The following is a 25,706-nucleotide window of genomic DNA, read 5'->3' as shown; positions in this document are numbered from 1 at the left end:
CTACAGAACCCTTCAGGAGCGAGCAGTCTCGCTCCTGAAGGATCGAGTCAAGCCGCAGATAATTGCTTGGCCGGTACTGCCAGACTCACCGCCCGCACCGATGCACCGGCACTCAACCCCAGTGTTTTTGCGGTCTGCGCATCGACAATCAACGTGCCCGCCGCCACCCGCGCCGGTGCTGCGGTAATCCGGCACTCGGCAAACTGGCGGTTGTGAATCAGGTAAGTCGCCGCCTGTTCTCCGGGGGTGCCAATGCTCAATTGCAGTACCTGACTGTCACGCACCGCTCGGATGTCGGCGGTGGCGCATTCAATCAGCGGCCCGCCGTCGAAAATGTCGATGTAATCGCGGTGTTCGAATCCTTCCGCCTGAAGCATGCCCAGTGCAGGCTCGGTGTTGGGATGGACGCGGCCAATCACCGAGCGCGCTGCTTCCGGCAACAGGCAGGTCGGCAGCGGAAACTTGGGCATCAGTTCCGCGATGAAGGTCTTGTTGCCCAGGCCGGTAAGATAATCGGCATCGGCAAAGTCCATCTTGAAAAAGTGTCGCCCCAGTCCTTCCCAGAACGGTGAAATGCCCGCTTCGTCCGAGTAGCCGCGCATCTCTGCAATGACCTTGTCGCCGAAGTGCTGACGGAACTCTGCGAGAAACAAGAACCGCGCCTTCGACAACAAGCGCCCGTTCAGCCCGCTGCGATGATCGGCGTGCAGGAACAGTGAGCACAACTCCGATTGCCCGGTCATGTCGTTGCCCAGGAACAACGTCGGCAGTTGTTGATTGATCCCGAGGTTTTTCGACGCCGCGACAAACAAGCCCATTCGATAGTTGTACCAGGGCTCGCGCAGGCCGACGGCACCGGCCAGCGCACAAATACCGATCGCTTCTTGCTGGTCGTTTTCCAGCACAAACAGGTAGTCGGCATCGGCACGCTCGGCGTCGCCGGCAAAGGTTTTCGCGGCCCATTCCAGACGCTGGCGCAAACGCGGCGCATCGGCAGGCAAGGTGGTCAAACCGGTCCCGGCGCTATGGGCCAGGGCCAGGAGTGCCGGCAGGTCAGCCGGTGTGGCGGGACGGACGATCATCGCACTTGCTCCTTGGCAGTCAGGTGTTTGGGCAGGAATACTTCGGCCAACATGCAGCGGGCGCTGCCGCCGCCGATGCGTTCGATGGTGTCGATGTTCACTGGCAGCGGCGTGGTGTGGGCTTCGATCAACCGACGCTGGCGGGTGTCCAACGCTTGCCAGGCGGTACGTGACATCACCAGCACGGGGTCGCCCGCACTGCTTTGAACTTCCAGCATGTTGCCGGCAAAGGATTCCAACTGGCTCCAGTTCAGCGCGATGACTTGCTTGCCGCTGTCTTCCAGCCGCGAGCGCAGGGCCAGGCGTTCGCTCGGGTTCGTGACCGATGCCAGGCAGGCAATGGCCAGACGCGTACCGACGCTCATCATCACGTTAGTGTGGTAAATCGCGACGCCTTGACGGTCCTGCGCCGTGAACGCGCACAGCTCGTAACCCAGATGGTTGACCACCTCATCCAGCGCCCGGGCGTGGGTGCGGGTGGAATAGCCGGCGTAGCAAATCCGCTGCTGACGATCCAGCACCATGCTGCCGGTGCCTTCAAGGAAGACTTCTTGCTGTTCGAGGCTGGAAAGGTCCAGCAACTGCTCGACCCGGTATTCGTCGCGCAGCCAGTCGAGCACACCTTTATCCCGCTCCAGGCGCCGGTTGTGGCCCTGCATCGGGTACAGCACCAACGTGCCGTCGGGGTGGCTGCTCCACCAGTTGTTGGGAAAGATCGAGTCTGGCGTGTGCGGGGCCTCAAGGTCGTTGTGCACAAGGACCTCGACGCCTTGCCCGCGCAGTGCGGCAACGTAGCCGTCGAATTCTTGCAGGGCCTTGAGCTGAACGTCTTCGGACACGGCGGCCGGGCGTTGAAAACGGTTGTTCGCCGCCGTGTCCTGATTGAAAGAGAAACGTGTCGGGCGAATCATCAAAACGGTATTGGTGGTTTGCATGGGCACAGATTCAATGAGGGTTGAGAGAGGCTCATTGTCTGTTTCGGGAGCGGGAAAACCCGGTTGATAAGGGTTTTGAAGGTGATGGAAACGGCTGAAGATTCCGGCCCCTCCAGCCGATTCGGCAAACACCAAAAACCAAATGTGGGAGCGAGCCTGCTCGCGATTGCGGCGTACCAGTCGACATCAATGTCGGATGACACACCGCTATCGCCGGCAAGCCGGTCTCGCTCCCACAGCGAACCGGGGTGTTTATTACTCCATCGTGGTCTTGACCATCGCCAGTTCCGGGTGGCTGACCAGTTTGTCGATGTGCAGCTCCGGGTCGTCGAACCAGACTTCGGTCAGCACCCGGTAATGTTCCATGTCGCGGCAACGCATGCGCAGGCTGTAGTCGAACGCGCCGCTGATCAAGCGACACTCCAGCACCTGCGGGCAAGCACGGACCTTGGCTTCGAAGGCTTTTTGCGCCGCCCGCCCGCTCTGATTCGACAGCGCCACCAACACCAGCAAAGACAGCCCCGGTGTCAGTTTTTTCTCATCGAGGATCGCCCCGTAACCGCGAATGACCCCGAGCTGTTCAAGCTTGCGCACCCGTTCCAGGCATGGCCTGGGGGTCAGGTGCACGCGCTCCGAAAGCTTTTGGTAAGTGATGCGCCCTTCATGGCGCAGCACTTCAATGATTGCCTGATCGATACGATCAAGCACGATCGACAGATCGCGGATATCCGCCATGTACGTCTTGCCTCACTTCAAACGACCCGATAGGAATTGCTGCAAACGTTCACTGTTTGGCCGGTCGAGGATCGTCGCATCACCCTGCTCCTCGACCCGCCCCTGATGCAAGAACAACACCTGGCTCGACACCTGCCGGGCAAAGCCCATTTCGTGGGTCACCATCAACATGGTCCGGCCTTCTTCCGCCAGTGCCTGAATCACCTTGAGCACTTCGCCGACCAACTCCGGATCAAGGGCCGAGGTCGGCTCGTCGAACAGCAGAATTTCCGGCTCCACCGCCAGCGCCCGGGCAATCGCCACCCGTTGCTGCTGCCCACCGGACAGAAACGCCGGGTATTGATCGGCGACTCGCTGCGGCAAGCCGACCTTGTCCAGATAAGCCCGTGCACTTTCCTCAGCCGCCTTGCGGCTGATGCCCAGCACCCGGCACGGCGCCAGCACGATGTTCTCCAGAACGGTCAGGTGACTCCACAAGTTGAAATGCTGGAACACCATCGCCAGGCGCGTGCGCAAACGCTGCAACTGTGCCGGATGGGCGACGCGCATGCCACCCGCACCCGGGCGAGTGATGACCCGTTCGCCGTCGAGTTCGATGGCGCCCTCGTCCGCCCGTTCCAGAAAATTGATGCAACGCAGCATGGTGCTTTTGCCTGAACCGCTGGCACCGATCATGCTCACCACGTCCCCTGCCCGCGCATTCAACGAGACGCCCTTGAGCACTTCATTGTCACCAAAACGTTTATACAGATTTTCAACCGTGAGTTTGTACATGCAGACACCCCTGCAGCAGCGCCCGATTCGGCGCTGCTCTGGATAATTGGATTAATGAGTCGGCCCGAGAAAGCTCAGCCAGCGCTTTTCCGCGAGGCGAAATGCGCCGACCAGGCCAAACGACAACGCGAGGTACAGCAGGCCGGCAATGCCGAACGCCTGAAAGGTCATGAAGGTCGCGGCGTTGGCGTCGCGGGCGACTTTGAGAATGTCCGGAATGGTTGCGGTGAAGGCCACCGAAGTCGCGTGCAGCATCAGAATCACTTCGTTGCTGTAATACGGCAACGCACGGCGCAGCGCCGAGGGCAGGATCAGTCGCAGGTACAGGCGCCAGCCGCTCAAGCCATAAGCGTGGGCGGCCTCGATTTCACCGTAGGGAATGCTGCGGATCGCCCCGGCGAAAATTTCCACGGTATAGGCGCAAGTGTTGAGGGTGAACGCGAGCAGCGTGCAATTCATCGCGTCGCGAAAGAACGCTTCGAGCAGCGGCTGCGAGCGCACCACTGCGATGCCGTAGATCCCGCTGTAGCAAATCAGCAGCTGGATATACAGCGGCGTACCGCGAAACACGTAGGTAAACAGCTGAACCGGCCAGCGCAGCAAGCCCCAGCGCGAGGTGCGCAGGATCGCCAACGGCAACGACAGGACAAAACCCATTGCGATGCTCGCCACCAGCAACCACAGGGTCATCGCCAGGCCAGTGAGGGTTTCACCGTCGCTGAACAGAAAGGGTTTCCAGTATTCGGCAATCAACTCGATCATCGCGCCATCCCCCGTACGCCCTGGTTGTAACGTCGCTCCAACACACGCAAGGCATAGTTCGACGCGCTGGTGATCAGCAGATAAAGCGCCGCCGCCATCAGCAGGAAATCGAGCATGTTGAAGGTGCTTTTACCGGCCTCCTGCGCGACCTTGACCAGGTCCGACAGGCCGATGATCGACACCAGCGCCGTGGCCTTGAGCAACACCAGCCAGTTGTTGCCCAGGCTCGGCAAGGCAAAACGCATCATTTGCGGAAACACCACGAAGCGAAACCGCTGCCAGCGGTTCAAACCGAAACACGCCGCGGCTTCCTGCTGTCCACGCGGCACGCTGAGGATCGCCCCGCGAAAGGTCTCGGTGAAATACGCGCCATAGATAAACCCGAGGGTGATAATCCCGGCCACGAACGGGTCGATTTCCATGTACGGCCAGCCCATCGCTTCGGTCAGGCTGCTCAGCCAGCCTTGAAGGCTGTAGAAAATCAGCAGCATCAGTACCAGGTCCGGCACACCGCGAATCAAGGTGGTGTAGAAGGTTGCCGGCAGGTTCAACAGCTTCAGCGGCGACAGCTTTGCCGCCGCGCCGAGCAGCCCCAGCGCCATGCTAACCAGCAGCGAGAGCGCTGACAGTTTCAGCGTGACCCAGGTGCCGTGCAGCAACAATGGGCCATAGCCTTGCAGGGCCGAAACATCGAGCCCGATCAGATTCAGGAAGGAATTCACGCCAGTCACCTGTCTTGAGGCGCCCACGAAGGAACACTGCGCCGGTTCACGGCACAGTGTCTTGGGGCGCGAGGATCAGTTGTTGTAGAGGTCCAGATCGCCGAAATGCTTCTGCTGGATCTGTGCGTAGATGCCCTTGTCGTGCAGGGCCTTGATGGCGGCATTGAGCATGCCTTTGAGTTCTTCGTTGTCCTTGCGCACGCCGATGGCGATTTCCGACGGCACCAACGGGTCGCTGATGCCTTCGCTGTTCTGGAAGTCAGCCCCTTGTGGCGATGTGAGGAAGCTCATCTGCGCTTGCAGTTTGTCCTGGATCGACGCATCGAGACGGCCATAAACCAGGTCGGCGTACACCTGATCCTGATTCTGATAAGCCCGCAGCTTCACGCCGCCCGGCCCCAGTTTGGCCTTGGCGTAGGTTTCCTGAATCGTGCCCTGCATGTAACCGATGGTCTTGCCCCGCAGCGACTCGGCGGTGGGCAGCAGCCCGGAGTCCTTGCGGGTGACGATGGCGGTCGGCCCGGCGTACAGACGGTCGGTGAAGTCGATCTGCTTTTTGCGCGGCTCGGTCACGGTCATCGACGATTCGATGGCGTCGAACTTGCCGGCCTTGAGGGCTGGAATCAGCCCGTCGAAATCATTGCTGACCCACACGCAGGTCAATTTCAGCTCGGCACAGATCGCGTTGCCCAGGTCCACGCCAAAGCCCTGCACGCCGCCATCGGCGGTGGTTGACTCAAAAGGCGGGTAGCTTGGGTTGACGCCGAATCGCAGCTCTTTCCATTCCTTGGCATGGGCGCCGGTGGTGCAGCACAGCAGCGCGAGTGTCGGCAAAGTCAGCCATTTGATATTCATCTTCTTGAGTCCCGATTTGTTTGGAGTTATCGCGGCCTGGCGAACCGGACCGCCTTTATGGGCAGGAACAGAGAGTCGGTGCGGCGCGAGCCGCAACAGCGTTCTTATTGTTTTGTTCGAGGGGCCGCACGTTGCGGCCTCCAGCCTGAAACCCTCGGCACAGACGGCTTCAAAACCACGGCCAGAATGCCAACAGATAACCTGTTGCAGGTGTCGTAAGGGCCGCTCCAGACGCCCCGATTGCGCTGATAAGGCTGTTTTCACAGCCGATTCGGTCGTGAGCGCGGCCCGCGGTGGTCTTGAGAGGGAAATCCTTCAGCGCTATTACAAAAATGCACACGAGACCTGCACATATCCGGGTTGTACTAGGCAAATTTGCACTGTTACGATCCAGCATCGCTCGCGCGCGAGCTTCTCTATAAAGAACAATAAAAGCAGGGAGTTAGTGATGACTGCTCAGGTTTCATCGAAGTGGACTTCGTCCATGGATGCCACGCAAAACGACGTGCTGGCCGAGGTTCGCAACCATATCGGTCACCTGACCCTCAACCGCCCCGCCGGCCTCAATGCCATTACCCTCGACATGGTGCGCAATCTGCAGCGTCAGCTTGACGCCTGGGCGCAGGACTCGAACATTCACGCGGTGGTCTTGCGCGGTGCCGGCGAAAAAGCCTTTTGTGCCGGCGGCGACATCCGCTCGCTGTATGACAGCTTCAAAAACGGCGACACCCTGCACGAAGAATTCTTCGTCGAGGAATACGCCCTCGACCTCGCAATTCACCATTACCGCAAACCGGTTCTCGCCCTGATGGACGGCTTCGTCCTGGGTGGCGGCATGGGCCTGGTGCAAGGCGCCGATTTACGCGTGGTCACCGAGAAAAGCCGCCTGGCGATGCCGGAAGTGGCCATCGGTTATTTCCCAGACGTCGGTGGCAGCTACTTCCTGCCGCGCATCCCCGGTGAACTGGGGATCTACCTGGGCGTCAGCGGCGTGCAGATCCGTGCGGCGGATGCGCTCTATTGCGGCCTGGCCGACTGGTATCTGGACAGCAGCAAACTGGCCACGCTGGACGAAAAACTCGATCAGCTGGAATGGCACGACACGCCGCTCAAGGACCTGCAAGGCCTGCTGGCCCGACTCGCCGTGCAGCAACTGCCGGACGCGCCATTAGAAGCGCTGCGCCCGGCTATCGATCACTTCTTCGCCCTGCCCGATGTGCCGGGTATTGTTGAACAACTGCGCGACGTCACGGTTGCCGACAGCCATGAATGGGCGACCACCACCGCCGACCTGCTGCAAAGCCGTTCACCGCTGGCCATGGGCGTGACCCTGGAAATGCTGCGGCGCGGTCGGCACCTGAGTCTGGAAGACTGTTTTGCCCTGGAGCTGCACCTGGACCGTCAGTGGTTCGAGCGCGGCGACCTGATCGAAGGCGTGCGCGCCTTGCTGATCGACAAAGACAAGACCCCGCGCTGGAACCCGCCGACCTTGCAGGCGCTGGACGCCGCACATGTCGCGAGTTTTTTCACAGGGTTTGACCGGAGCGGGAGCTGAGCCATGCACGATATCGAATTGAGCGAAGAGCAAGTCATGATCCGCGACATGGCCCGGGACTTTGCCCGTGGCGAAATCGCGCCCCACGCGCAAGCCTGGGAAAAGGCCGGCTGGATCGACGACGGTCTGGTAGCGAAGATGGGCGAACTGGGGCTGCTTGGCATGGTGGTGCCCGAGGAATGGGGCGGCACTTATGTCGATTACGTCGCCTACGCCCTGGCGGTGGAAGAGATTTCCGCTGGAGACGGCGCCACGGGTGCACTGATGAGCATCCACAACTCCGTGGGTTGCGGGCCGGTCATGAACTACGGCACCGACGAACAGAAACAGACCTGGTTGCCGGATCTGGCCAGCGGCAAGGCCATCGGCTGCTTCTGCCTGACCGAGCCGCAAGCCGGTTCCGAGGCGCATAACCTGCGCACCCGCGCCGAACTGCGCGACGGCCAGTGGGTGATCAACGGCGCCAAGCAATTCGTCAGCAACGGTAAACGGGCGAAACTGGCGATTGTGTTTGCCGTGACCGATCCGGACCTGGGCAAGCGTGGTATCTCGGCGTTTCTGGTGCCGACCGATACCGCCGGTTTCATCGTTGATCGCACCGAACACAAGATGGGCATTCGCGCGTCCGATACCTGCGCAGTCACCCTGAGCAACTGCACCATCCCCGAAGCCAATCTGTTGGGTGAGCGCGGTAAAGGCCTGGCCATCGCCCTCTCCAACCTCGAAGGCGGACGCATCGGCATCGCCGCGCAGGCCTTGGGTATCGCGCGTGCCGCTTTCGAAGCGGCGCTGGCCTACTCCCGTGATCGCGTGCAGTTCGCCAAGCCGATCATCGAGCACCAGAGCATCGCCAACATGCTGGCCGACATGCACATGCAACTCAACGCTGCACGGTTGATGATCCTGCATGCCGCGCGGTTGCGCAGTGCCGGCAAGCCGTGTCTGTCGGAGGCTTCGCAGGCCAAGCTGTTTGCCTCGGAAATGGCTGAGAAGGTCTGCTCGTCAGCGATGCAGATCCATGGCGGGTACGGGTATCTGGAGGATTACCCGGTGGAGCGTTATTACCGGGATGCGCGGATCACGCAGATTTATGAAGGATCGAGCGAGATTCAGCGGATGGTAATTGCCCGAGAGTTGAAGAATTATCTGGTGTGAACCTTAAAAAGCTTCGCGGGCAAGCCTCGCTCCTACAGGTTATCGGTGTTCGCATGAACAACACATAACCCGTAGGAGCGAGGCTTGCCCGCGAAGACGTCCGTGAGAACGCTACATCACTTACCGACGAACTCCGCCTCACGCTTGGCAATAAACGCCGCCATCCCTTCCTTCTGATCCTGCGTCGCAAACGCCGCATGGAACACCCGACGCTCAAAGCGCACGCCTTCCGACAGGCTCACTTCGAAGGCGCGGTTGACGCTTTCCTTGACCATCATCGCAATCGGCAACGATTTCTTGGCGATCAACGCGGCGACTTTCAGCGCTTCTTCCAGCAATTCATCCGCCGGAACGATCCGCGCCACGATCCCGCAACGCTCCGCTTCAACCGCATCGATCAAACGCCCGCTCAGGCACATTTCCATCGCCTTGGCTTTACCGACCGCGCGAGTCAGGCGCTGGGTGCCGCCCATGCCCGGCAACACGCCGAGGTTGATTTCCGGTTGGCCGAACTTCGCGTTGTCCCCGGCGAGGATGAAGTCGCACATCAGCGCCAGTTCACAACCACCGCCCAGGGCAAAACCGTTCACAGCAGCGATGATCGGCTTGCGGCGGTTGGCCACGCGGTCGCTGTCGCTGAACAGATCGTCGAGGTAGATCTGCGGGTAGGTCAGCTCAGCCATTTCCTTGATGTCGGCACCGGCGGCGAAGGCTTTTTTCGAGCCGGTCAGCACGATGCAACCGATGTTCGAATCGGCTTCCAGGCCATCGAGGGCGTGGTTCAGTTCGCTGACGATCTGCGCGTTCAACGCGTTCAGCGCCTGCGGACGGTTCAGGGTGATCAGGCCAACACGGCCGTGGATTTCCAGCAAAATCGTTTCGTAACTCACAATGGACTCCTTCTTAAAGACTGCGCGAAATGACCATGCGCTGAATATCGCTGGTGCCTTCGTAGATCTGGCATACCCGCACGTCGCGGTAGATCCGCTCCAGCGGGAAGTCGTTCAGGTAACCGTAACCGCCGAGGGTTTGCAATGCAGCAGAGCAGACCTTTTCGGCCATTTCCGAGGCGAACAGTTTGGCCATGGACGCTTCGACCAACGCCGGTTTGCCGCTGTCTCGCAGGGCAGCGGCGTAATGCACCATTTGCCGGGCGACGGCGATCTGGGTCGCCATGTCCGCGAGGCGGAACGCGACGGCCTGATGCTCGATGATCGGTTTGCCGAAACTCTCGCGCTCACGGGCGTAATCCCGCGCCGCTTCAAACGCGGCTCGGGCCATGCCCACCGATTGCGAAGCGATACCGACGCGGCCGCCTTCGAGGTTGGCCAGGGCAATTCGATAGCCTTCACCCTCCTCGCCCAAGCGGTTGGCCACCGGCACTTTGACATCTTCGAACAGAATCTGGCAGGTGTCGGACGCATGCTGGCCGAGTTTGTCTTCGACGCGGGCGACTTTGTAGCCCGGTGAATCGGTCGGCACGATCAGCGCGGTGATCCCGCGTTTGCCGGCGCTCGGGTCCGTTACCGCAAACACGATCACCACGCCGGCGTTCTGCCCGGAGGTGATGAACTGTTTGCAACCGTTCAGGACGTAATGATCGCCTTCCAGGCGCGCACGGGTTTTCAGGCCACTGGCATCGGAGCCGGCCTGCGGTTCGGTCAGGGCGAAAGCGCCAAGCATTGCACCGCTGGCCAACGGTTTGAGAAAGCGTTCTTTCTGGTCGTCGTTGCCGTAGTTGAGGATCGGCACGCAGCCGACCGAGTTGTGCACGCTCATGATGGTCGAGCAGGCGCCGTCGCCGGCGGCGATTTCTTCCAGGGCCATGGCGTAGGCCAGGTAACCGGTGTCGCACCCGCCCCACTGTTCGGGCACCAGCATGCCGAAGAAGCCCAGTTCAGCCATTTCGCCGATGGCTTCCTTGGGAAAACGGTGCTCACGGTCCCATTCGGCGGCGAACGGTTTCAGCCGTTCCTGGGCAAACTGCCGGGCCGCTTCGCTGATCTGCAGTTGTTCGTCATTGGGAATCATGGCAAATCCTTAAAATCCGGGGTACGACACAGAACTCTGTGGGAGCCAGCCTGCTGGCGATGGCGTCGTGTCAGTCACTGTCTGCTTTTATGACATACCGCATCGCCAGCAGGCTGGCTCCCACAGGGGTGAGGTTGGCCTAGTACAGGCATTCCACGGCCATCGCCGTGGCTTCGCCGCCGCCGATGCAGATCGCCGCAACGCCGCGTTTCAGGCCTTTCTGGCGCAGGGCCGAGAGCAAGGTCACGAGGATCCGCGCGCCGGACGCACCGATCGGGTGGCCCAAGGCGCAAGCGCCGCCGTGCACGTTGAGTTTCTCGTGGGGGATTTCCAGATGGGTCATCGCTGCCATGCCGACCACGGCAAAGGCTTCGTTGACTTCCACCAAGTCCACGTCATTCAGCGACCAGCCGGTTTTCTTCATCAGCCGCTTGATTGCGCCAATCGGTGCCACCGGGAACAGGCCCGGCGTGTCGGCGAATGCCGCGTGGCCATGGATCACCGCCAGCGGTTTGAGGCCGCGCTTGTCCGCTTCGGAACGGCGCATCAGCACCAGCGCCGCCGCACCGTCGGAAATCGAACTGGAGTTGGCCGCCGTCACCGTGCCGCCTTCGCGGAAGGCCGGTTTCAGCGAGGCAATCTTGTCCAGTTTGGCTTTTGGTGGCTGCTCGTCGTTACTGATGACGACTTGCTCTTTGCCGACGGTCACGGTCAGCGGCACGATCTCGTCCTTGAAGCTGCCGTCCTTGATCGCCTGCTGCGCGCGGGTGGTCGAAGCGATGGCAAACGCATCCTGGGCTTCGCGGCTGAAGCCGTTGGTTTCAGCGCAATCTTCCGCGAAAGTGCCCATCAGGCGGCCCTTGTCGTAGGCGTCTTCCAGACCGTCGAGGAACATGGAATCGAGCACACGGCCATGGCCCATGCGATAACCGCTGCGGGCGCGGTCCAGCAGGTATGGCGCGTTGGACATGCTTTCCATGCCGCCCGCCACCACCACATCGGCGCTGCCGGCGAGCAGCATGTCATGGGCCAGGATGGCCGCTTCCATACCGGAACCGCACATCTTGTTCAGGGTGGTGCAGCGGGTCGATTTATCCAGCCCGGCGCCCAGTGCAGCCTGGCGCGCCGGGGCCTGGCCGAGGCCGGCGGGCAGCACGCAGCCAAACAGCACTTCTTCAACCGCGTCCGGCGCAACACCGGCGCGTTCAACAGCGGCGCGAATCGCGGCGGCACCCAATTGCGGTGCAGTCAGGCTTTTCAGTTCGCCCTGGAAACCGCCCATCGGGGTACGGACGGCGCTGACGATAACGATTGGATCGTGGGAAAGGGTCATGACAAATCCTCCTTACTTGGCGGCCATGCGCAAGGCACCGTCGAGACGGATCACCTCGCCATTGAGCATGCTGTTATCAATGATATGCCTGACCAGCTGCGCGTACTCGGCCGGTTTGCCCAAACGTGGTGGAAACGGCACGCCAGCGGCAAGGGAATCGCGGACTTCCGGGGTCATGCCGGCCATCATCGGCGTCTCGAAAATCCCCGGAGCGATGGTCATCACACGGATACCGAAGCGCGCCAGTTCACGAGCCGCCGGCAAGGTCAGGCTGACAATCGCGCCTTTCGATGCCGCATAGGCCGCCTGGCCAATCTGGCCATCGTAGGCCGCCGCCGACGCCGTGTTGATGATCACACCGCGCTCGCCATCGGCATCCGGTTCGGTTTCGGCGATGGCCGCCGACGCCAGACGCAGCATGTTGAAGCTGCCGATCAGGTTGACGTTGATCACCTGGCTGAAACTGGCCAGTGCATGCGGACCGTTTTTGCCGAGGATCTTCTCGCCACGCACGATGCCGGCGCAGTTGACCAGACCGTTCAGGCCACCGAAGGCTTTGACCGTGGCCTGCACTGCCGCTTCCGCCGCCGCTTCATTGCTGATGTCCGCGACCACGCTTTGCGCGCCGAGACGTTCAGCCTGGGCCGCGACCGCTTCGGCGTTCATGTCCACCAGCATCACTTTGGCGCCGGCCGCGACCAGCATTTCAGCCGTGGCCGCGCCGAGCCCGGAGGCACCGCCGGTGACGAGAAAAACCTTGTTTTCGATCTGCATCATTGTTTCCTTGGATTCAAGCTGAAACGTTCTTCGCTGCGGCCTCTTGAGCCTTGGCGATTTCCTGGTTGCGCAAGATAAAGCGCTGCAATTTGCCGCTTGGGGTTTTCGGCAACTCGCTGACAAATTCGATTTCACGCGGGTAAGAGTGCGCGGCCAGACGTTTGCGTACATGTTGGCGCAGTTCTTCGGCCAACTCCGGCGCGGCGCGGTATTGCGCGCTGAGCACGACGAAAGCTTTGACCAGTTCGGTGCGTTCCGGATCGGGCTTGCCCACCACCGCGGCTTCGACGACGGCCGGGTGTTCGATCAATGCGCTTTCCACATCGAACGGGCCGACGCGATAGCCGGAAGTGGTGATCACGTCGTCACTGCGGCCGACGAAACTGATGCTGCCGTCCGGGTTCCACTCGACGGTGTCGCCGCTCAGGTAATAGTTGCCGACGAAGGCTTTGGTCGGTGCGCCTTCGTAGCCGTTGAACCAGCACATTGGCGACTGAGTGCGGTCGATGGCGAGGATGCCGGGTTGGCCGACACCCAGTTCCTTGTACTCCTCGTCCAGCACCACGATACGGTGGCCCGGCGAAGCAAAACCGGCGGCGCCCATGTGGATCGGATGATCGAGGCCGTGGTGGTTGCACAGGACCATGCCCAATTCGGTCTGGCCGTAATGGTCGTGAATGACCACGCCGAGGTTGTCGGCGAACCAGCGGATCACTTCCGGGTTCAACGGCTCGCCGGCGCTGCTGACGATGCGCAGTTTGCCTTTGATCGACTTAGCGAACTCATCGCCACCGGCGATCAGCAGGCGATAGGCGGTCGGTGAACCGGTGAGGTTAGTGATCCCGTATTTGTTGATCACCCGGCAGGTGCTTTCGAGGGTGAACGGGCCATCGTAAAAGGTGATCGGATGCCCCATCGCCATCGGCCCGGTGACGCCGAAATAGATGCCGTAGGCCCAACCCGGATCAGCGACGTTCCAGAAAGCGTCTTCAGGGCGCAGGTCCACGGCGTCGCGGGTGTAACTCTCGAACGCGACGATTGCCTTGAGCGGCACCGACAGCGCTTTCGACGGGCCGGTCGTGCCAGAGGTGAACATCAGCAGGAACGGGTCTTCGCCGGTCAGCAGCACTGGTTCGCAGTCAGCGGAATAGTTGGCCAGTTCGGCCCAGAAACTGAAATCGCCACGGACGATGCCCTGGCCTTTTGCACCACCGACGGTGACGATGGTCGGGCAGTCGGCGACTTCAGCGAGTTTCGAGCGATTGACCGCGTCGGTCACCACCACTTTGGCACCGGAGCTGCTCAAGCGATGTTCGATGGCCTTGGGGCCGAACGCGGTGAACAGCGGCTGATACACCGCGCCGATGCGCCAGGTGGCGAACACGGTGATCAACAATTCGATATTGCGCGGCAGCAGGCCGGCGACCTTGTCGCCTTTTTTTACGCCCTGCGCCAGCAGGAAATTGGCGAAACGTGCAGCCTTGTCCTGCAAGTCGCTGAAGGTGTACGTCGCACTGGTGCCGTCCCGGCCTTCCCAGAACAGCGCGATGCGACCTGGTAACGCATGCCGGTCGCAACACTCGACACAGGCATTGAGGGCCGTCAGGTTACCCGCAAGTGCGGCGTCGACGGTGTGCTGATAATTGAACTGTGACGTGGCAGACAAGTAATCGCGCATTGCCAGAATCCCTCGGTATTTTTATTAGGTTGGGGGAAGCGTAACCAACAGCGAAATACTCGCTCTGCGCGGGGGGTGGGGCAATGGTCAAAGCTATCAAGTTGTCTGACTGGTTTGGCCAAGATCCAACAGATGTGGCGCCGGGTTTGACGCCTTCGCGGGCAAGCCTCGCTCCTACAGGGGATCGCATTTCTCTGTAGGAGCGAGGCTTGCCCGCGAAGAGGCCCGCCCAATCACCACAAAACCCGGATCAGCTCGCTTCGGTCAGAATCAAACTCCGATAATGCCCCGGATTCGACCCCGACCATTTGCGAAACGCCTTGTAGAACGAGCTCGCATCGGCAAACCCCAGCCGCGTGGCGATTTCGGCGAAGCTGATACTCGGCTCCGCCAGCCAGACAATGGCCAGTTCCTTGCGCACGCTGTCCTTGAGGCCTTGATAGGTCTGCCCCTCCTCCGCCAGCCGCCGTCGCAAGGTCGAGGCCGACATGCACAGTTGCTGTGCCAGAGGTTCGGTTTCCGGCCACTGCTCGGCGGGCAATTGCCGCAAATCGTGCTTGATCCGACTCGCCAGACTCTCCGGGTCGCGGTACTTGACCAGAATATTGGCCGGCGCATGGGCCAGGAAGCGCTTGAGTTCTTCCGCGCTGCGCTTGATCGGCAGGTCCAGGCAATCGGCCGAAAAAATCATTCGAGTGCGCGGCCGGTCGAAACGCAGGTTCTCGGAAAACATCACCTGATAGTCATCACAGAAATCCGGTTCCGGGCAGCGCAACTCGATGGCCAGAATCGGAATCCGCCGCCCGGCCAGCCAACACGCAACACCGTGAACGATCATCCAGTAGGTGAAATAGGTGAACGCGCGGCGAGGGTCCTGGTCGTCTTCCAGCAGGACGATTTCCGCGAGACTTTGCTGACGAACCAGCTGCGCGGGCAGGTGTTCGAGCATCAACGACAGAAACCCCAGCCCCGAAGTCAGGCCGGCAGCAAGGCTCGTCTGGACCATCGAGCAGCGGCACAGAAACTCCAGGCTGCCGGATTTGAGCTTGCGCGGGTCCATGCCAAAAAACTCATCGTCGCCACGTCGGGCCAGCAACCGCCACAAACGCGCATAGGCCGTGGCCGGGACGCGGGCAACGGCGGACTCCAGCAGCGCCGGATCGATGCCGACCTTGTTCAACACCTCATCGGTGGCCGCGCCAGGGGCGCAACTTTGCAACAGTGCTTCACGCACCAGTTGAATGGAAATGGTGTCTTTTTCCGACATTGCGCGGGGTGTGCCCTGTTGTTTGAGTGGAGGGCATAGTAGCGCACAGCGACACAGTTCCGTAGGAGCGAAGCTTGCTCGCGAAAGCAGTGTGTCATTCAACATCCACAGTGACTGACATGGCCTCTTCGCGGGCAAGTCGGATCGCCGCACCGCTCGCTCCTACAGGGGGTACTTGGGTGATGTTAAGGGTTGTTCAGGTTAGGTTCAGGTAAATGCCAACTATTGGCATTTGGGAATGAGTGTCATTATGTTACAAATTAGCACCCTATCTAATTCCACGACGGTGCTGAATGCTTGTTCCTTTTCTGATCATGCTGCGCGAAGGCATCGAGGCCGCATTGATCGTCGGCATCATCGCCAGCTACCTCAAGCAAACCGGTCGCGGCCAGTGGATGCCGGCCGTGTGGATCGGTGTGTTTCTCGCCGCCGCGCTGGCCCTGCTGGTGGGCGGTGGTCTGGAACTGGTCAGCGCTGAGTTCCCGCAGAAACAACAGGAACTGTTTGAAGGTGTGGTCGGCCTGGTGGCGGTCGGCATCCTCAGTTCCATGGTGTTCTGGATGCGCAAGGTGGCGCGTTCGATCAAGCATTCGCTGCATGTCTCCCTCGATCAGGCGCTGACCGGCTCTAAACATCAGGTCACGGCGCTGATTGCCATGGTGTTTTTCGCCGTCGCCCGGGAAGGCCTGGAAACGGTGTTTTTCCTGCTCGCGGTGTTCCAGCAAAGCGAAGGCCCGGCGGCCCCGATTGGCGCCCTGCTCGGCCTGATTCTGGCGATCATCGTTGGCTTCCTCATTTACACCGGCAGCATGCGCCTGAACCTCGGCGCGTTCTTTCGCTGGACAGGGCTGTTCATCCTCGTGGTGGCCGCCGGCATTCTCGCCAACTCGGTACAGGCGCTGCATGAAGCCGGGGTCTGGAATCACCTGCAAACCGTGCTGTTCGACTTCAGCGCCACGCTGCCAATGGACGGCCCGTTGGGCTCGGTGCTGGCCGGGATGTTCGGTTATCAGGATGCGCCCACCGTCAGCACCCTCGGCGCTTATCTGATTTACCTGCTGGTGGCGCTGGTGATGTTTTTTCTCCCGGCGCCACCTGCCCTCCGTAGGAGCGAGCCCGCTCGCGATGGTCGTTAACGATAACGCGTGAAACCAGATGCCCAGCGGCGCCTGTGGCTTTTTCGCGAGCAGGCTCGCTCCTACAGGGGCGTGCGCCAATGCATTTTTTCCAGTCAGTAAGGGCATCCATGTCAAATCAAGCCCCTCCCCAGGCCTCCCCTCCCCGCGCCTTGCGCTGGGCGGTGGCCGGTTCGGTGATCGTGATGATCGCCGCCGGCGGCCTGTTCTACTACGCCTCGAAAATGGCCGCGGCCAAACGCCAGGCCAACCATGACGAAGTGCTGGTGACCATTCACCCCCACAGCTGCGAACCGAACGCGTTGACGGTGCCGGCCGGTCGCGCCAGTTTCCGCATCGTCAACCGCTCGGATCGCGCCGTTGAATGGGAAATCCTTGACGGCGTGCTGGTGGTCGAAGAACGGGAAAACATCGCGCCCGGCCTGAGTCAGGTAATCAACGCCAACCTGTTGCCCGGCGATTACGCGATCACCTGCGGCCTGCTGAGCAACCCGCGTGGCACGTTGCACGTGACACCCACCGCGGCGTCCGATGCCGCGGCCAAAGCCAAGCCGTCGATGGTGGCTTTCGTCGGGCCGTTGTCGGAGTTCCGCGTTTACCTGAGCAGCCAAAGTACCGCGCTGATCAAAGCCGTCACCGCGCTCGAACAAGCCATCGAAGCCGGTGACCTGAGCCAGGCGCAAGCCTTGTACGTCCCGGCGCGCAGTGCCTACCAACGCATCGCCCCGGCCACGCAACGCCTGGCGGAACTGGACAACACCATCAACGCCCGTGCCGATTACTTCGAAAAGCGTGAGCAGGATCCCGGCTTCGTGGGTTTCCATCGCCTGGAATATGCGTTGTTCCAGCAACGCAACCTCGACGGCCTGACACCGGTAGCCCAACAGCTGCTGACCGACGTCACCACGCTCAAGCAACAACTGCTCGCGCAATCGCAGCCCCCGGAACAACTGGTCAGCATCGTGGTGCGCAACCTCAATAACCTCGGCGATGTGCGCGCCAGCAGCGGTGAGGAAGAACGCTACAGCCACACCGACTTGAACGGCTTCGCCGGCAACCTCGAAGCTGCCCGCAAAGTCGTCGACCTGTTGCGCCCGTTGCTGACCAAGTCCGCCGCCGAACTGCTGCCAACCCTCGACAGCGCTGTCGCCAGCCTTGATGCCGAACTCAACGGTTTCAAGGTCAAGGACGGCTATGCGAGCTATGACACGGTCGGCGCCGCGCAACGCAAACAGATCGCCGACAAGGCCAAGGCACTGGCCGATGCACTCGATGGAATCGATCCCGCCCTTGGCCTTTCCGGCCTGTAGCAGAAGACGACATTCAGATGAACGATTCAGAGCAATTCAACCTCCAGCGTCGCCGGGTATTGATGGGCATGGGGGCCGCCGGTGTGGCGTTGGCCGGTTCTGCATTGAGCTGCCCGGCCATGGCCGCCAGCCCCGCGCAAGTCACCGAAGCACCGAGCAGCGACAGGACCGAAGACCACCACGACTTCCACGGCCAGCACCAAAGCGGCATCGTCACGCCGCGCCCGGCGTCGGGCATGTTGGTGTCGTTTGATGTGTTGGCCAGTGACCGCGAAGACCTCGAACGGCTGTTCCGCACGCTCAATGAGCGCATCGCGTTCCTGATGAAGGGTGGCCCGGTGGCGCAGGTCGATCCGAAACTGCCGCCAGTGGATTCAGGGATTCTTGGCCCGGTGGTCACGCCGGACAACCTGACCATCACCGTCTCGGTGGGTGAATCGTTGTTCGACGAACGCTTCGGCCTGGCCCACGCCAAACCGAAACGGCTGAGCCGCATGGTCGGTTTCCCCAACGATGCGCTGGAAGCCGATTGCTGCCACGGCGACCTGAGTTTGCAGTTCTGCGCCAACACCACCGACACCAACATCCACGCCCTGCGCGACATCGTGAAAAACCTGCCGGACTTGCTGCTGGTGCGCTGGAAACAGGAAGGCAGCGTGCCGCCCCAAGCACCAGTGAAACCCGGTGTGCCGGCGCAGAGTGCGCGTAACTTTCTGGGTTTTCGCGACGGCTCGGCCAACCCCGATTCCAACGACGCCAAGGCCATGGATCGCATCGTCTGGGTCCAGCCCGGCAGCGACGAACCGGCGTGGGCCGTCAACGGCAGCTATCAAGCGGTGCGGATCATCCGCAACTTCGTCGAGCGTTGGGACCGCACGCCGTTGCAGGAACAGGAAAGCATTCTCGGCCGGGTCAAAAGCACCGGCGCGCCCATGGGCGGTGCGCATGAAACCGAGGTGCCGGATTACGCCAAGGACCCGGAAGGCAAGCTGACCAAGCTCGACGCCCACATCCGTTTGGCCAACCCGCGCACCGCCGCGAGTCAGGCCAACCTGATCCTGCGCCGGCCGTTCAACTACTCCAACGGCGTGAACAAGAACGGTCAGCTGGACATGGGCTTGCTGTTCATCTGCTACCAGGCCGACCTGGAAAAAGGCTTCATCACCGTGCAAACCCGGCTCAACGGCGAGCCGCTCGAGGAGTACCTCAAGCCGGTCGGCGGCGGGTACTTCTTCACCCTGCCGGGTGTGACGGGCGACCAGGATTTCATCGGTCGCTCGCTGCTCAACGCCACACAAACAAAAGCCACCGCCTAACCAACCCCCAACACGGAACCGTCCCATGAAAAAGTCGCCACTCGCGTTATTGCTGACCCTTGGTTTGCTCAACACCCCGTTTTCGGCTTTCGCGGCGACGGCGCCGCTGGAACTGGTGGGGCCGATTTCGGATTACAAGATCTACGTCACCGAGCAACTGGACGAACTGGCCAGCCACACTCAAAAATTCACCGATGCGGTGAAGAAAGGTGACCTCGCCACCGCGCAAAAACTCTACGCGCCGACCCGGGTTTACTACGAATCGATCGAGCCGATTGCCGAGCTGTTCAGTGACCTCGACGCCTCCATCGACTCCCGTGTCGACGACCACGAAAAAGGCGTGAAAGCCGAAGACTTCACCGGTTTCCACCGCATCGAATACTCGCTGTTTTCCGAGAAGAGCACCAAGGGCCTGGGCGAACTGGCGGATGGCTTGAACAAAGACGTCAAGGACCTGCAAACCCGCGTGGCCGGCCTGACCTTCCCGCCTGAAAAAGTGGTGGGCGGCGCGGCGGCGCTGCTGGAAGAAGTCGCCGCCACCAAGATCTCCGGCGAAGAGGATCGTTACAGCCACACCGACCTGTATGACTTCCAGGGCAACATCGACGGCGCGAAGAAAATCGTCGACCTGTTCCGTCCACAGATCGAGAAGCAGGACGCGGCGTTCATTGCCAAGGTCGACAAAAACTTTGCCACGGTGAACAAGACGCTGGCGAAGTACAAAACCAGGGATGGCGGTTTTGAGACGTATGACAAGGTGAAGGACAGCGACCGTAAGGCGCTGGTTGGGCCGGTGAATACGTTGGCTGAGGATTTGTCGACGTTGCGTGGGAAACTGGGTTTGAACTGAGTGTCTAGTAGCGTCTAGGCGGGCCCTATCGCGAGCAGGCTCGCTCCCACATTGGAATGCATTCCAACTGTGGGAGCGAGCCTGCTCGCGATGGCTTTTTCAAACTCAACATATCCCCCTCCTGCTACCATCCCCCGCCAATAATAAAAGCTCACGGAAGACTCACCCATGTCCGCTTCAACCTTCGACCTGCGCCCGCTCATGGTCGCCAACATGGCCTGCACCATGGCAATGATGGCGTTCGTTTCTTTGATCGGGCCCATCGCCCGGGTGTTGGGCCTGGCCACCTGGCAGGCCGGGGCGGCGGTGACGGTGTCCGGGGTGATCTGGATGGTGCTGGCGCGTCCATGGGGTCAGGCCAGCGACCGCTTTGGACGACGGCGTATTCTGTTGCTCGGCACTGCGGGATTCACCCTCGCCTATTGGGCCTTGTGCCTGTTCATCGACACGTCTTTGCGATTCCTGCCTTCAGCGGCGCTGGCGTTTATCGGGCTGATGCTCGGACGCGGGCTGATCGGCGTGTTCTATGCGGCGATTCCGGTTGGCTGTAATGCACTGATTGCCGACAACGTCGAGCCGCAACACCGCGCCAAAGCCATGGCCGCATTGGGCGCTGCCAACGCCTGCGGGCTGGTGGTCGGCCCGGCGATAGCGGCGTTGCTGTCCCGATACAGCCTGAGCCTGCCCTTCTACGCCATGGCGTTTCTACCGCTGATGGCGTTCCTCGTGCTGCGTTACAAACTCAAGGCCCAGGAACTGCACTTGCGTCAGGCGCCGCGCAAGGTGCACCTCAACGATCCACGGTTGCGCCGGCCCATGGCGGTCGCGTTCGTGGCGATGCTGTGCGTTTCTGTCGCGCAGATCACCGTCGGCTTCTTCGCCATCGATCGACTGGGCATGAGCCCGGCCGACGCCGCGCAAACGGCCGGTATCGCCCTGACCATGGTCGGCTTCGCGTTGATCTGTTCGCAGCTGGTTGTGCGTCGACTGGAATGGCCGCCGCTACGGCTGATCCGGGTCGGCGCGATGGTCGCTGCGCTGGGGTTTTCCGGCAGCATCATGGTCGATTCGGCGTGGGGGTTATGGCTGGGGTTCTTTGTCTCGGCGAGCGGCATGGGCCTGATTTTCCCGTCCTTCGCCGCGCTTGCCGCCAATGCGGTCGAGGCCTCGGAGCAAGGCGCGACCGCAGGCTCCATCGGCGCAGCCCAGGGGTTCGGCGTGGTGATCGGGCCGTTGACCGCCACGCTGATCTACGGCATCGAACCGCGTTTGCCGTATCTGGTGGCGGCTGCGCTGTTGCTGCTGGTGGCCCTGTGGCCAGGGCCCCGGCAGCGTCAGGCTTTATAGGATGCGATAGAGCAAGCGTTCAATGCGCACGCGACTGACACGCTTGAGGAACTTGGCCACGCCCGCCGGGTAATCCGGCAGGGTTTGCAGGTCCTGATAACGCTCGATGCGCGTGGTGTGCTGGAAAATCTCCGCCAGCTCACTGCGACGCGGCTCCAGCAATTCACCTTTGGGGTCATCAATCAGCAGCGCGTTTTCCAGGTCGAGACGGAATGCGCGCGGATTGAGGTTGTTGCCGGTCAGCAAGGTATAACGCTGATCGACCCACATGCCTTTCAGGTGATAGGTGTTATCGCCGTCCTTCCACAGGTGCAGGTTCAACTGACCGCTGTCGACGCTGCGATGATGACGCTTGGCGAAACGTCGCAGGCTGATCTCGTAGAGGTACGGCAACGCCGAGATCACCTTGAACGGCTCGCTCGGCGGGATGTAGAAGTCGTTGGCGGTTTTGTCGCCGACCACGATGTCGATCTTCACCCCCCGGGCCAATGCCCGGTTGATCTCCCGGGTGACCGCCAACGGCAGGTTGAAGTACGGCGTGCAGATCGTCAGTTGATGCTGGGCACTGGCGATCAACTCGCAGATTACCCGGCTCAACGGGTTGTTCTTGCCGACCCCAAGCAATGGGCTGACCGACAAACCGTCTTTAACCGTGGTGCCCGTCGTGGTGTCGTACGCCGCATGTTTCAGGCGGCTGCGCAGGTCGCCGATGTCGTGGCGCAGGCTGCGGGTGGTCGGCAGGTTCGGCAAATCGAGGCGATGCACCGCTTTCGAGGCGACCAGGCCGTGCTGAACCAGGTGCTGCATCGAATCGGCCAGGGCGCCGTTGTGCAGCAGGTGATAACGGTCGTAGCGGTATTTGTCGAATTTGTGCAGATAAACGTTGTTCAGGCTCGCACCGCTGTAGATCACGCAGTCATCGATCACGAAGCCTTTCAAATGCAGCACGCCGAACAGCTCGCGGGTCTGCACCGGCACACCGTACACCGGGACCACGCTGGCGTGGGTTCGGGTGGTTTCCTGATACCACGCCGAATTGCCCGGCTGTTTGCCGGCACCGATCAAGCCACGCTGGGCGCGCAGCCAGTCGACGACCACCACCACGTCCAGTTCCGGACGCGCCAGTTTGGCGGCGTGCAAGGCATCGAGAATTTCCTGGCCGGCTTCATCCTGTTGCAGGTACAGCGCGACGATATAGATGCGCCGGGTCGCCTGGGCAATTTTTTCCAACAGGCAACGACGGAATTCGGCAGCGCCAGAAAGGATGGTGACGGCATCGGCGGTCAGCGGAAAACTGCGCAGTTTGGGCAGCAGAGAGCGTTTGAAAAGCGACGGCATAGGGCTCGCAATGGGTCGAATCCGGAGAGGTTGAGAGCTTACACCATGGAGGGGTTTGGGTCTTGTTACGGTCTGTAATGACCCCTTCGCGGGCAAGCCTCGCTCCTACACCTCTGTAGGAGCGAGGCTTGCCCGCGAAGGCGATTTCATGGTCGCCACAAAATAATATTTGACCAAGGAGAACGATCGTTCTACTGTATGCCGCATGAACGAAATCACTAGCAATGACACACGCGACATCATTCTGGATGTCACCGAAAAGTTGATCTACAAAAGTGGCATCGCTGCCACGGGCATGGATCTTCTGGTGAAAACCGCCGGCGTCTCCAGAAAAAGCATCTACCGCTACTTCGCCAACAAGGAGGAGTTGACCGTCGCCGCCCTGCAACGCCGCGACGTGCGCTGGATGCTCTGGTACAGAAGTGCCGTCGACCAGGCCGAAACCCCGGCCGACCGGCTGCTCAACCTGTTTACCGTGCTCAAGGCCTGGTTTGCCTCCGAAGGCTTCCGTGGCTGCGCTTTCATCAACACCAGCGGTGAAACCGGCGACCCGCAAGACCCGGTCCGGCTGGTCGCCAAAGAACACAAACAGAAGCTGCTCGACTACGTGCGCGAGCTCTGCACCGAACATGGCGCAACCGACCCGGAGACGCTGGCCAAACAGCTGCTGATCCTGATCGATGGCGCCATTACCGTGGCGCTTGTCATGGGTGATCACAGTGCCGCCGATAATGCGCAATGCATGGCGCGAAAGTTATTGGACCTGTAACACTTTAAACAAGCCCGACAACTTGCTTGAACTTTAATCTTATTGGGAGACTTTAAATGTCTAACGCCGAAGTTCGTCCGCCATTGCCGCCGTTTACCCGTGAATCGGCCATCGAAAAAGTTCGCCTGGCCGAAGATGGCTGGAACTCCCGTGATGCAGAGCGTGTGTCTCTGGCCTACACACTGGACACCAAATGGCGGAACCGCGCCGAATTCGCCTACAACCGTGAAGAAGCCAAAGGTTTCCTGACGCGCAAATGGGCCAAGGAACTGGACTATCGACTGATCAAGGAACTCTGGGCGTTCACCGGCAACCGCATCGCCGTGCGCTACGCCTATGAATGGCACGACGACTCGGGCAACTGGTTCCGTTCCTACGGCAACGAAAACTGGGAGTTCGACGAGAACGGCCTGATGGCCAACCGGTTCGCCTGCATCAACGACATGCCGATCAAGGAAAGCGACCGCAAGTTCCATTGGCCGCTGGGGCGTCGCCCGGATGATCATCCAAGTTTGTCCGACCTAGGTCTGTAAACACACATCGCCTCCCTGTAGGAGCCGGCTTGCCGGCGATAGCGTCCTCACATTCAACGAAGATGTTGTCTGTGATACCGCCATCGCCGGCAAGCCGGCTCCTACAAGTTTTTGTGGTGGTCAGGCGACTTCGGCTTTTTTCACGTTGGCCTCGGCCTCCAGCTCCCGCACCAACGGCAGCACCCGCTTGCCGAAATACTCCACCTCTTCCTGAAAGTGCAGAAACCCCGCCAGTACCAAATCCACGCCCACCGCTTTCAACGCCACAATCCGCTCGGCAATTTGCCGGGGCGTGCCGATCAGGTTGGTCTTGAAGCCGTCGTTGTACTGCACCAGATCCTCGAACGTCGATTTGGCCCAATTGCCCTCGCCTTCCGGTGATGCCCTGCCCGCCTGTTTCGCCGCATCGCCAAAGGCATTCACCGCTTCTGGATCAGCCTGATCGATGATCTGCGCCAGCACTGCGCGAGCCTCTTCTTCGGTGTCGCGGGCGATGACGAACGCGTTGACCCCGACCTTCACCGAGTGATTGTTCGCGGCGGCCTTGCTGCGGATATCGTCGACTTGCGCCTTGATGCCTTCCGGTGTGTTGCCGTTGGTGAAGTACCAGTCCGAAACTCGCGCCGCCATGTCCCGTGCTGCACGGGAGCTACCGCCCTGGAAGATTTCCGGCTGGCCCAGCGGTTTCGGTTTGAGGCTGTAATTGTCGAAACGGTAGAAGTCACCGCGAAAGGTGAAGTTGTCCTGGCTCCAGATGCCTTTGAGCGAGCGAATGAATTCTTCGGAGCGGCGATAGCGCTCGTCGTGCTCCAGCCAGTGTTCGCCGATGGCCTGGAATTCACCCTTGAACCAACCGCTGACGATGTTCACTGCGATGCGGCCGTTGGTCAGTTGATCGATGGTCGCCAGTTGCTTGGCCGCCAGCGCGGGTTGCCAGGGACCGGGCAGGATCGCCGCGATGACTTTCAATGTGGTGGTGGCGGCGAGCAGCGCGTGGCTGAAAGCGACCGATTCATGCTGGTACTCGGCACCGTAACCGGCCGTGAAGCGAATCTGCGTCAGGGCGTATTCGAACCCCGCCGCTTCGGCCAGTTGCGCCAGTTTGCGGTTGTAGTCGATGCCCCAGTGGGTGCGTTGTTCGATTTTGCTGACCACCAGCCCGCCGCTGACGTTCGGCACCCAGTAGGCAAATTTGACGGCTTGCTGACTCATTGACGTGTCCTCGGGACGTTAGGAAGTCCTGGGGTGAGAGCAGCAACCGTGCCAGTGCTTTCCTGTAGCGACCGAAGCCCCCTGTGGGAGCGAGACCGGCTTGCCGGCGATGGTGGTGTGTCAGCCAACAAAAGTGTTGTATGTGCAACCGCCATCGCGAGCAGGCTCGCTCCCACATGGGTCTGGGTGTGTCAGGGCAATTTGCTGCGGCGCTGTTGGCCCAGCAACAGTTCA

At 60.9% G+C, this 25,706-nt stretch carries 24 protein-coding genes; 9 read left to right on the top strand and 15 right to left on the bottom strand.

Annotated elements, in window-relative coordinates; translation table 11 throughout:
- Positions 1–47 precede the first annotated feature (47 nt).
- From astA to J4E42_RS00520, 7 genes are all read right to left on the bottom strand, one after another.
- Positions 48–1,082, bottom strand: coding sequence for an arginine N-succinyltransferase (gene astA, locus J4E42_RS00550; RefSeq protein WP_008038379.1), 1,035 nt, complete (start codon positions 1,080–1,082; stop codon positions 48–50).
- The gene (gene ctlX, locus J4E42_RS00545; protein WP_008038378.1) at positions 1,079–2,017 is read right to left on the bottom strand and encodes a citrulline utilization hydrolase CtlX; all 939 of its coding nucleotides are present in this window, start codon (positions 2,015–2,017) and stop codon (positions 1,079–1,081) included. The genes astA and ctlX overlap by 4 nt, the downstream gene beginning before the upstream one ends.
- A 255-nt stretch (positions 2,018–2,272) precedes the next feature.
- Positions 2,273–2,752, bottom strand: a complete 480-nt coding sequence (locus J4E42_RS00540) for an Lrp/AsnC family transcriptional regulator (protein ID WP_008026500.1) — start codon at positions 2,750–2,752, stop codon at positions 2,273–2,275.
- A 12-nt stretch (positions 2,753–2,764) separates the two neighbouring features.
- Positions 2,765–3,526, bottom strand: a complete 762-nt coding sequence (locus J4E42_RS00535; RefSeq protein ID WP_008038375.1) for an ABC transporter ATP-binding protein — start codon at positions 3,524–3,526, stop codon at positions 2,765–2,767.
- 51 nt (positions 3,527–3,577) lie between these two features.
- A complete protein-coding gene (locus J4E42_RS00530; protein WP_008026504.1) occupies positions 3,578–4,288 on the bottom strand; it encodes an ABC transporter permease in 711 nt (236 codons plus the stop codon).
- Positions 4,285–5,010, bottom strand: coding sequence for an ABC transporter permease (locus J4E42_RS00525; protein WP_008038374.1), 726 nt, complete (start codon positions 5,008–5,010; stop codon positions 4,285–4,287). The genes J4E42_RS00530 and J4E42_RS00525 overlap by 4 nt, the downstream gene beginning before the upstream one ends.
- A gap of 75 nt (positions 5,011–5,085) precedes the next feature.
- Positions 5,086–5,865: a transporter substrate-binding domain-containing protein gene (locus J4E42_RS00520; RefSeq protein WP_008026508.1), complete on the bottom strand. Its 780-nt coding sequence runs from the start codon at positions 5,863–5,865 to the stop codon at positions 5,086–5,088.
- Between the two features lie 448 nt (positions 5,866–6,313).
- Between J4E42_RS00520 and J4E42_RS00515 the strand changes: the two genes are divergently transcribed.
- Together J4E42_RS00515 and J4E42_RS00510 are read left to right on the top strand one after the other, a co-directional pair.
- Positions 6,314–7,420, top strand: a complete 1,107-nt coding sequence (locus J4E42_RS00515; RefSeq protein ID WP_207284290.1) for an enoyl-CoA hydratase/isomerase family protein — start codon at positions 6,314–6,316, stop codon at positions 7,418–7,420.
- 3 nt (positions 7,421–7,423) lie between these two features.
- Positions 7,424–8,575, top strand: coding sequence for an acyl-CoA dehydrogenase family protein (locus tag J4E42_RS00510; protein WP_008026512.1), 1,152 nt, complete (start codon positions 7,424–7,426; stop codon positions 8,573–8,575).
- Between the two features lie 116 nt (positions 8,576–8,691).
- Here the strand turns inward: J4E42_RS00510 and J4E42_RS00505 are convergent, their stop codons facing one another.
- From J4E42_RS00505 to J4E42_RS00480, 6 genes are all read right to left on the bottom strand, one after another.
- A complete protein-coding gene (locus tag J4E42_RS00505; protein WP_084320700.1) occupies positions 8,692–9,465 on the bottom strand; it encodes an enoyl-CoA hydratase in 774 nt (257 codons plus the stop codon).
- Positions 9,466–9,478: 13 nt separating this feature from the next.
- Entirely contained in the window at positions 9,479–10,606 is a 1,128-nt protein-coding gene (locus tag J4E42_RS00500) for an acyl-CoA dehydrogenase (RefSeq protein ID WP_008026517.1), read from the bottom strand.
- Positions 10,607–10,745: 139 nt separating this feature from the next.
- Entirely contained in the window at positions 10,746–11,939 is a 1,194-nt protein-coding gene (locus tag J4E42_RS00495) for an acetyl-CoA C-acyltransferase (protein ID WP_008038365.1), read from the bottom strand.
- A gap of 12 nt (positions 11,940–11,951) precedes the next feature.
- Positions 11,952–12,713, bottom strand: a complete 762-nt coding sequence (locus tag J4E42_RS00490; protein WP_008026522.1) for an SDR family NAD(P)-dependent oxidoreductase — start codon at positions 12,711–12,713, stop codon at positions 11,952–11,954.
- Positions 12,714–12,729: 16 nt separating this feature from the next.
- Positions 12,730–14,394 (bottom strand): AMP-binding protein, encoded by a 1,665-nt coding sequence (locus J4E42_RS00485; RefSeq protein WP_008038364.1) that lies wholly within the window; start codon positions 14,392–14,394, stop codon positions 12,730–12,732.
- Between the two features lie 250 nt (positions 14,395–14,644).
- Positions 14,645–15,661, bottom strand: coding sequence for an AraC family transcriptional regulator (locus tag J4E42_RS00480; protein ID WP_207284289.1), 1,017 nt, complete (start codon positions 15,659–15,661; stop codon positions 14,645–14,647).
- 293 nt (positions 15,662–15,954) lie between these two features.
- Here J4E42_RS00480 and efeU point away from each other — a divergent pair, with 293 nt between their 5' ends.
- The 5 genes from efeU to J4E42_RS00455 all read left to right on the top strand — a co-directional run bounded on the left by efeU (position 15,955) and on the right by J4E42_RS00455 (position 21,620).
- Positions 15,955–16,797, top strand: coding sequence for an iron uptake transporter permease EfeU (efeU, locus tag J4E42_RS00475; RefSeq protein ID WP_207284288.1), 843 nt, complete (start codon positions 15,955–15,957; stop codon positions 16,795–16,797).
- Positions 16,798–16,907: 110 nt separating this feature from the next.
- A complete protein-coding gene (gene efeO / locus J4E42_RS00470; RefSeq protein WP_207284287.1) occupies positions 16,908–18,107 on the top strand; it encodes an iron uptake system protein EfeO in 1,200 nt (399 codons plus the stop codon).
- 17 nt (positions 18,108–18,124) lie between these two features.
- Positions 18,125–19,423 (top strand): iron uptake transporter deferrochelatase/peroxidase subunit, encoded by a 1,299-nt coding sequence (gene efeB, locus J4E42_RS00465; RefSeq protein ID WP_207284286.1) that lies wholly within the window; start codon positions 18,125–18,127, stop codon positions 19,421–19,423.
- A 25-nt stretch (positions 19,424–19,448) separates the two neighbouring features.
- Positions 19,449–20,273 (top strand): iron uptake system protein EfeO, encoded by an 825-nt coding sequence (gene efeO, locus J4E42_RS00460; RefSeq protein WP_008038359.1) that lies wholly within the window; start codon positions 19,449–19,451, stop codon positions 20,271–20,273.
- Between the two features lie 168 nt (positions 20,274–20,441).
- Positions 20,442–21,620 carry an MFS transporter gene (locus J4E42_RS00455; protein WP_008026279.1) on the top strand — a complete coding sequence of 393 codons (1,179 nt, stop codon included), beginning with the start codon at positions 20,442–20,444 and terminating at the stop codon, positions 21,618–21,620.
- Here the strand turns inward: J4E42_RS00455 and pssA are convergent.
- Positions 21,615–22,958 carry a CDP-diacylglycerol--serine O-phosphatidyltransferase gene (gene pssA, locus J4E42_RS00450; RefSeq protein WP_008038356.1) on the bottom strand — a complete coding sequence of 448 codons (1,344 nt, stop codon included), beginning with the start codon at positions 22,956–22,958 and terminating at the stop codon, positions 21,615–21,617. The two genes, J4E42_RS00455 and pssA, sit on opposite strands and share 6 nt — an antisense overlap.
- 205 nt (positions 22,959–23,163) lie before the next feature.
- Between pssA and J4E42_RS00445 the strand changes: the two genes are divergently transcribed.
- Together J4E42_RS00445 and J4E42_RS00440 are read left to right on the top strand one after the other, a co-directional pair.
- Positions 23,164–23,727 carry a TetR/AcrR family transcriptional regulator gene (locus tag J4E42_RS00445; RefSeq protein ID WP_192227246.1) on the top strand — a complete coding sequence of 188 codons (564 nt, stop codon included), beginning with the start codon at positions 23,164–23,166 and terminating at the stop codon, positions 23,725–23,727.
- 56 nt (positions 23,728–23,783) lie between these two features.
- Positions 23,784–24,260, top strand: a complete 477-nt coding sequence (locus J4E42_RS00440; protein ID WP_008038345.1) for a nuclear transport factor 2 family protein — start codon at positions 23,784–23,786, stop codon at positions 24,258–24,260.
- Positions 24,261–24,380: 120 nt separating this feature from the next.
- On the opposite strand, the gene sfnG is transcribed toward J4E42_RS00440, so the two are convergent.
- Positions 24,381–25,472 carry a dimethylsulfone monooxygenase SfnG gene (gene sfnG / locus J4E42_RS00435; protein WP_207284285.1) on the bottom strand — a complete coding sequence of 364 codons (1,092 nt, stop codon included), beginning with the start codon at positions 25,470–25,472 and terminating at the stop codon, positions 24,381–24,383.
- Positions 25,473–25,706 lie beyond the last annotated feature (234 nt).

It is taken from the genome of Pseudomonas sp. FW300-N2A2, assembly GCF_017351735.1.
Lineage (GTDB): Bacteria > Pseudomonadota > Gammaproteobacteria > Pseudomonadales > Pseudomonadaceae > Aquipseudomonas > Aquipseudomonas migulae.
Note: the sequence above shows the minus strand (reverse complement) of the source record. Positions and strands in the feature narration are given on the sequence as shown.

What these genes read in the sequence shown, in the direction of transcription:
- J4E42_RS00485 (WP_008038364.1), bottom strand. Translation starts at nt 14,394, where the DNA reads ATGCGCGATTACTTGTCTGCCACGTCACAGTTCAATTATCAGCACACC.
- pssA (WP_008038356.1), bottom strand. Translation starts at nt 22,958, where the DNA reads ATGCCGTCGCTTTTCAAACGCTCTCTGCTGCCCAAACTGCGCAGTTTT.
- J4E42_RS00515 (WP_207284290.1), top strand. Translation starts at nt 6,314, where the DNA reads ATGACTGCTCAGGTTTCATCGAAGTGGACTTCGTCCATGGATGCCACG.
- J4E42_RS00495 (WP_008038365.1), bottom strand. Translation starts at nt 11,939, where the DNA reads ATGACCCTTTCCCACGATCCAATCGTTATCGTCAGCGCCGTCCGTACC.
- J4E42_RS00535 (WP_008038375.1), bottom strand. Translation starts at nt 3,526, where the DNA reads ATGTACAAACTCACGGTTGAAAATCTGTATAAACGTTTTGGTGACAAT.
- J4E42_RS00500 (WP_008026517.1), bottom strand. Translation starts at nt 10,606, where the DNA reads ATGATTCCCAATGACGAACAACTGCAGATCAGCGAAGCGGCCCGGCAG.
- J4E42_RS00490 (WP_008026522.1), bottom strand. Translation starts at nt 12,713, where the DNA reads ATGCAGATCGAAAACAAGGTTTTTCTCGTCACCGGCGGTGCCTCCGGG.
- J4E42_RS00530 (WP_008026504.1), bottom strand. Translation starts at nt 4,288, where the DNA reads ATGATCGAGTTGATTGCCGAATACTGGAAACCCTTTCTGTTCAGCGAC.
- J4E42_RS00480 (WP_207284289.1), bottom strand. Translation starts at nt 15,661, where the DNA reads ATGTCGGAAAAAGACACCATTTCCATTCAACTGGTGCGTGAAGCACTG.
- J4E42_RS00540 (WP_008026500.1), bottom strand. Translation starts at nt 2,752, where the DNA reads ATGGCGGATATCCGCGATCTGTCGATCGTGCTTGATCGTATCGATCAG.
- efeB (WP_207284286.1), top strand. Translation starts at nt 18,125, where the DNA reads ATGAACGATTCAGAGCAATTCAACCTCCAGCGTCGCCGGGTATTGATG.
- J4E42_RS00520 (WP_008026508.1), bottom strand. Translation starts at nt 5,865, where the DNA reads ATGAATATCAAATGGCTGACTTTGCCGACACTCGCGCTGCTGTGCTGC.
- J4E42_RS00445 (WP_192227246.1), top strand. Translation starts at nt 23,164, where the DNA reads ATGAACGAAATCACTAGCAATGACACACGCGACATCATTCTGGATGTC.
- efeU (WP_207284288.1), top strand. Translation starts at nt 15,955, where the DNA reads ATGCTTGTTCCTTTTCTGATCATGCTGCGCGAAGGCATCGAGGCCGCA.
- efeO (WP_207284287.1), top strand. Translation starts at nt 16,908, where the DNA reads ATGTCAAATCAAGCCCCTCCCCAGGCCTCCCCTCCCCGCGCCTTGCGC.
- J4E42_RS00440 (WP_008038345.1), top strand. Translation starts at nt 23,784, where the DNA reads ATGTCTAACGCCGAAGTTCGTCCGCCATTGCCGCCGTTTACCCGTGAA.
- astA (WP_008038379.1), bottom strand. Translation starts at nt 1,082, where the DNA reads ATGATCGTCCGTCCCGCCACACCGGCTGACCTGCCGGCACTCCTGGCC.
- ctlX (WP_008038378.1), bottom strand. Translation starts at nt 2,017, where the DNA reads ATGCAAACCACCAATACCGTTTTGATGATTCGCCCGACACGTTTCTCT.
- J4E42_RS00455 (WP_008026279.1), top strand. Translation starts at nt 20,442, where the DNA reads ATGTCCGCTTCAACCTTCGACCTGCGCCCGCTCATGGTCGCCAACATG.
- sfnG (WP_207284285.1), bottom strand. Translation starts at nt 25,472, where the DNA reads ATGAGTCAGCAAGCCGTCAAATTTGCCTACTGGGTGCCGAACGTCAGC.
- efeO (WP_008038359.1), top strand. Translation starts at nt 19,449, where the DNA reads ATGAAAAAGTCGCCACTCGCGTTATTGCTGACCCTTGGTTTGCTCAAC.
- J4E42_RS00510 (WP_008026512.1), top strand. Translation starts at nt 7,424, where the DNA reads ATGCACGATATCGAATTGAGCGAAGAGCAAGTCATGATCCGCGACATG.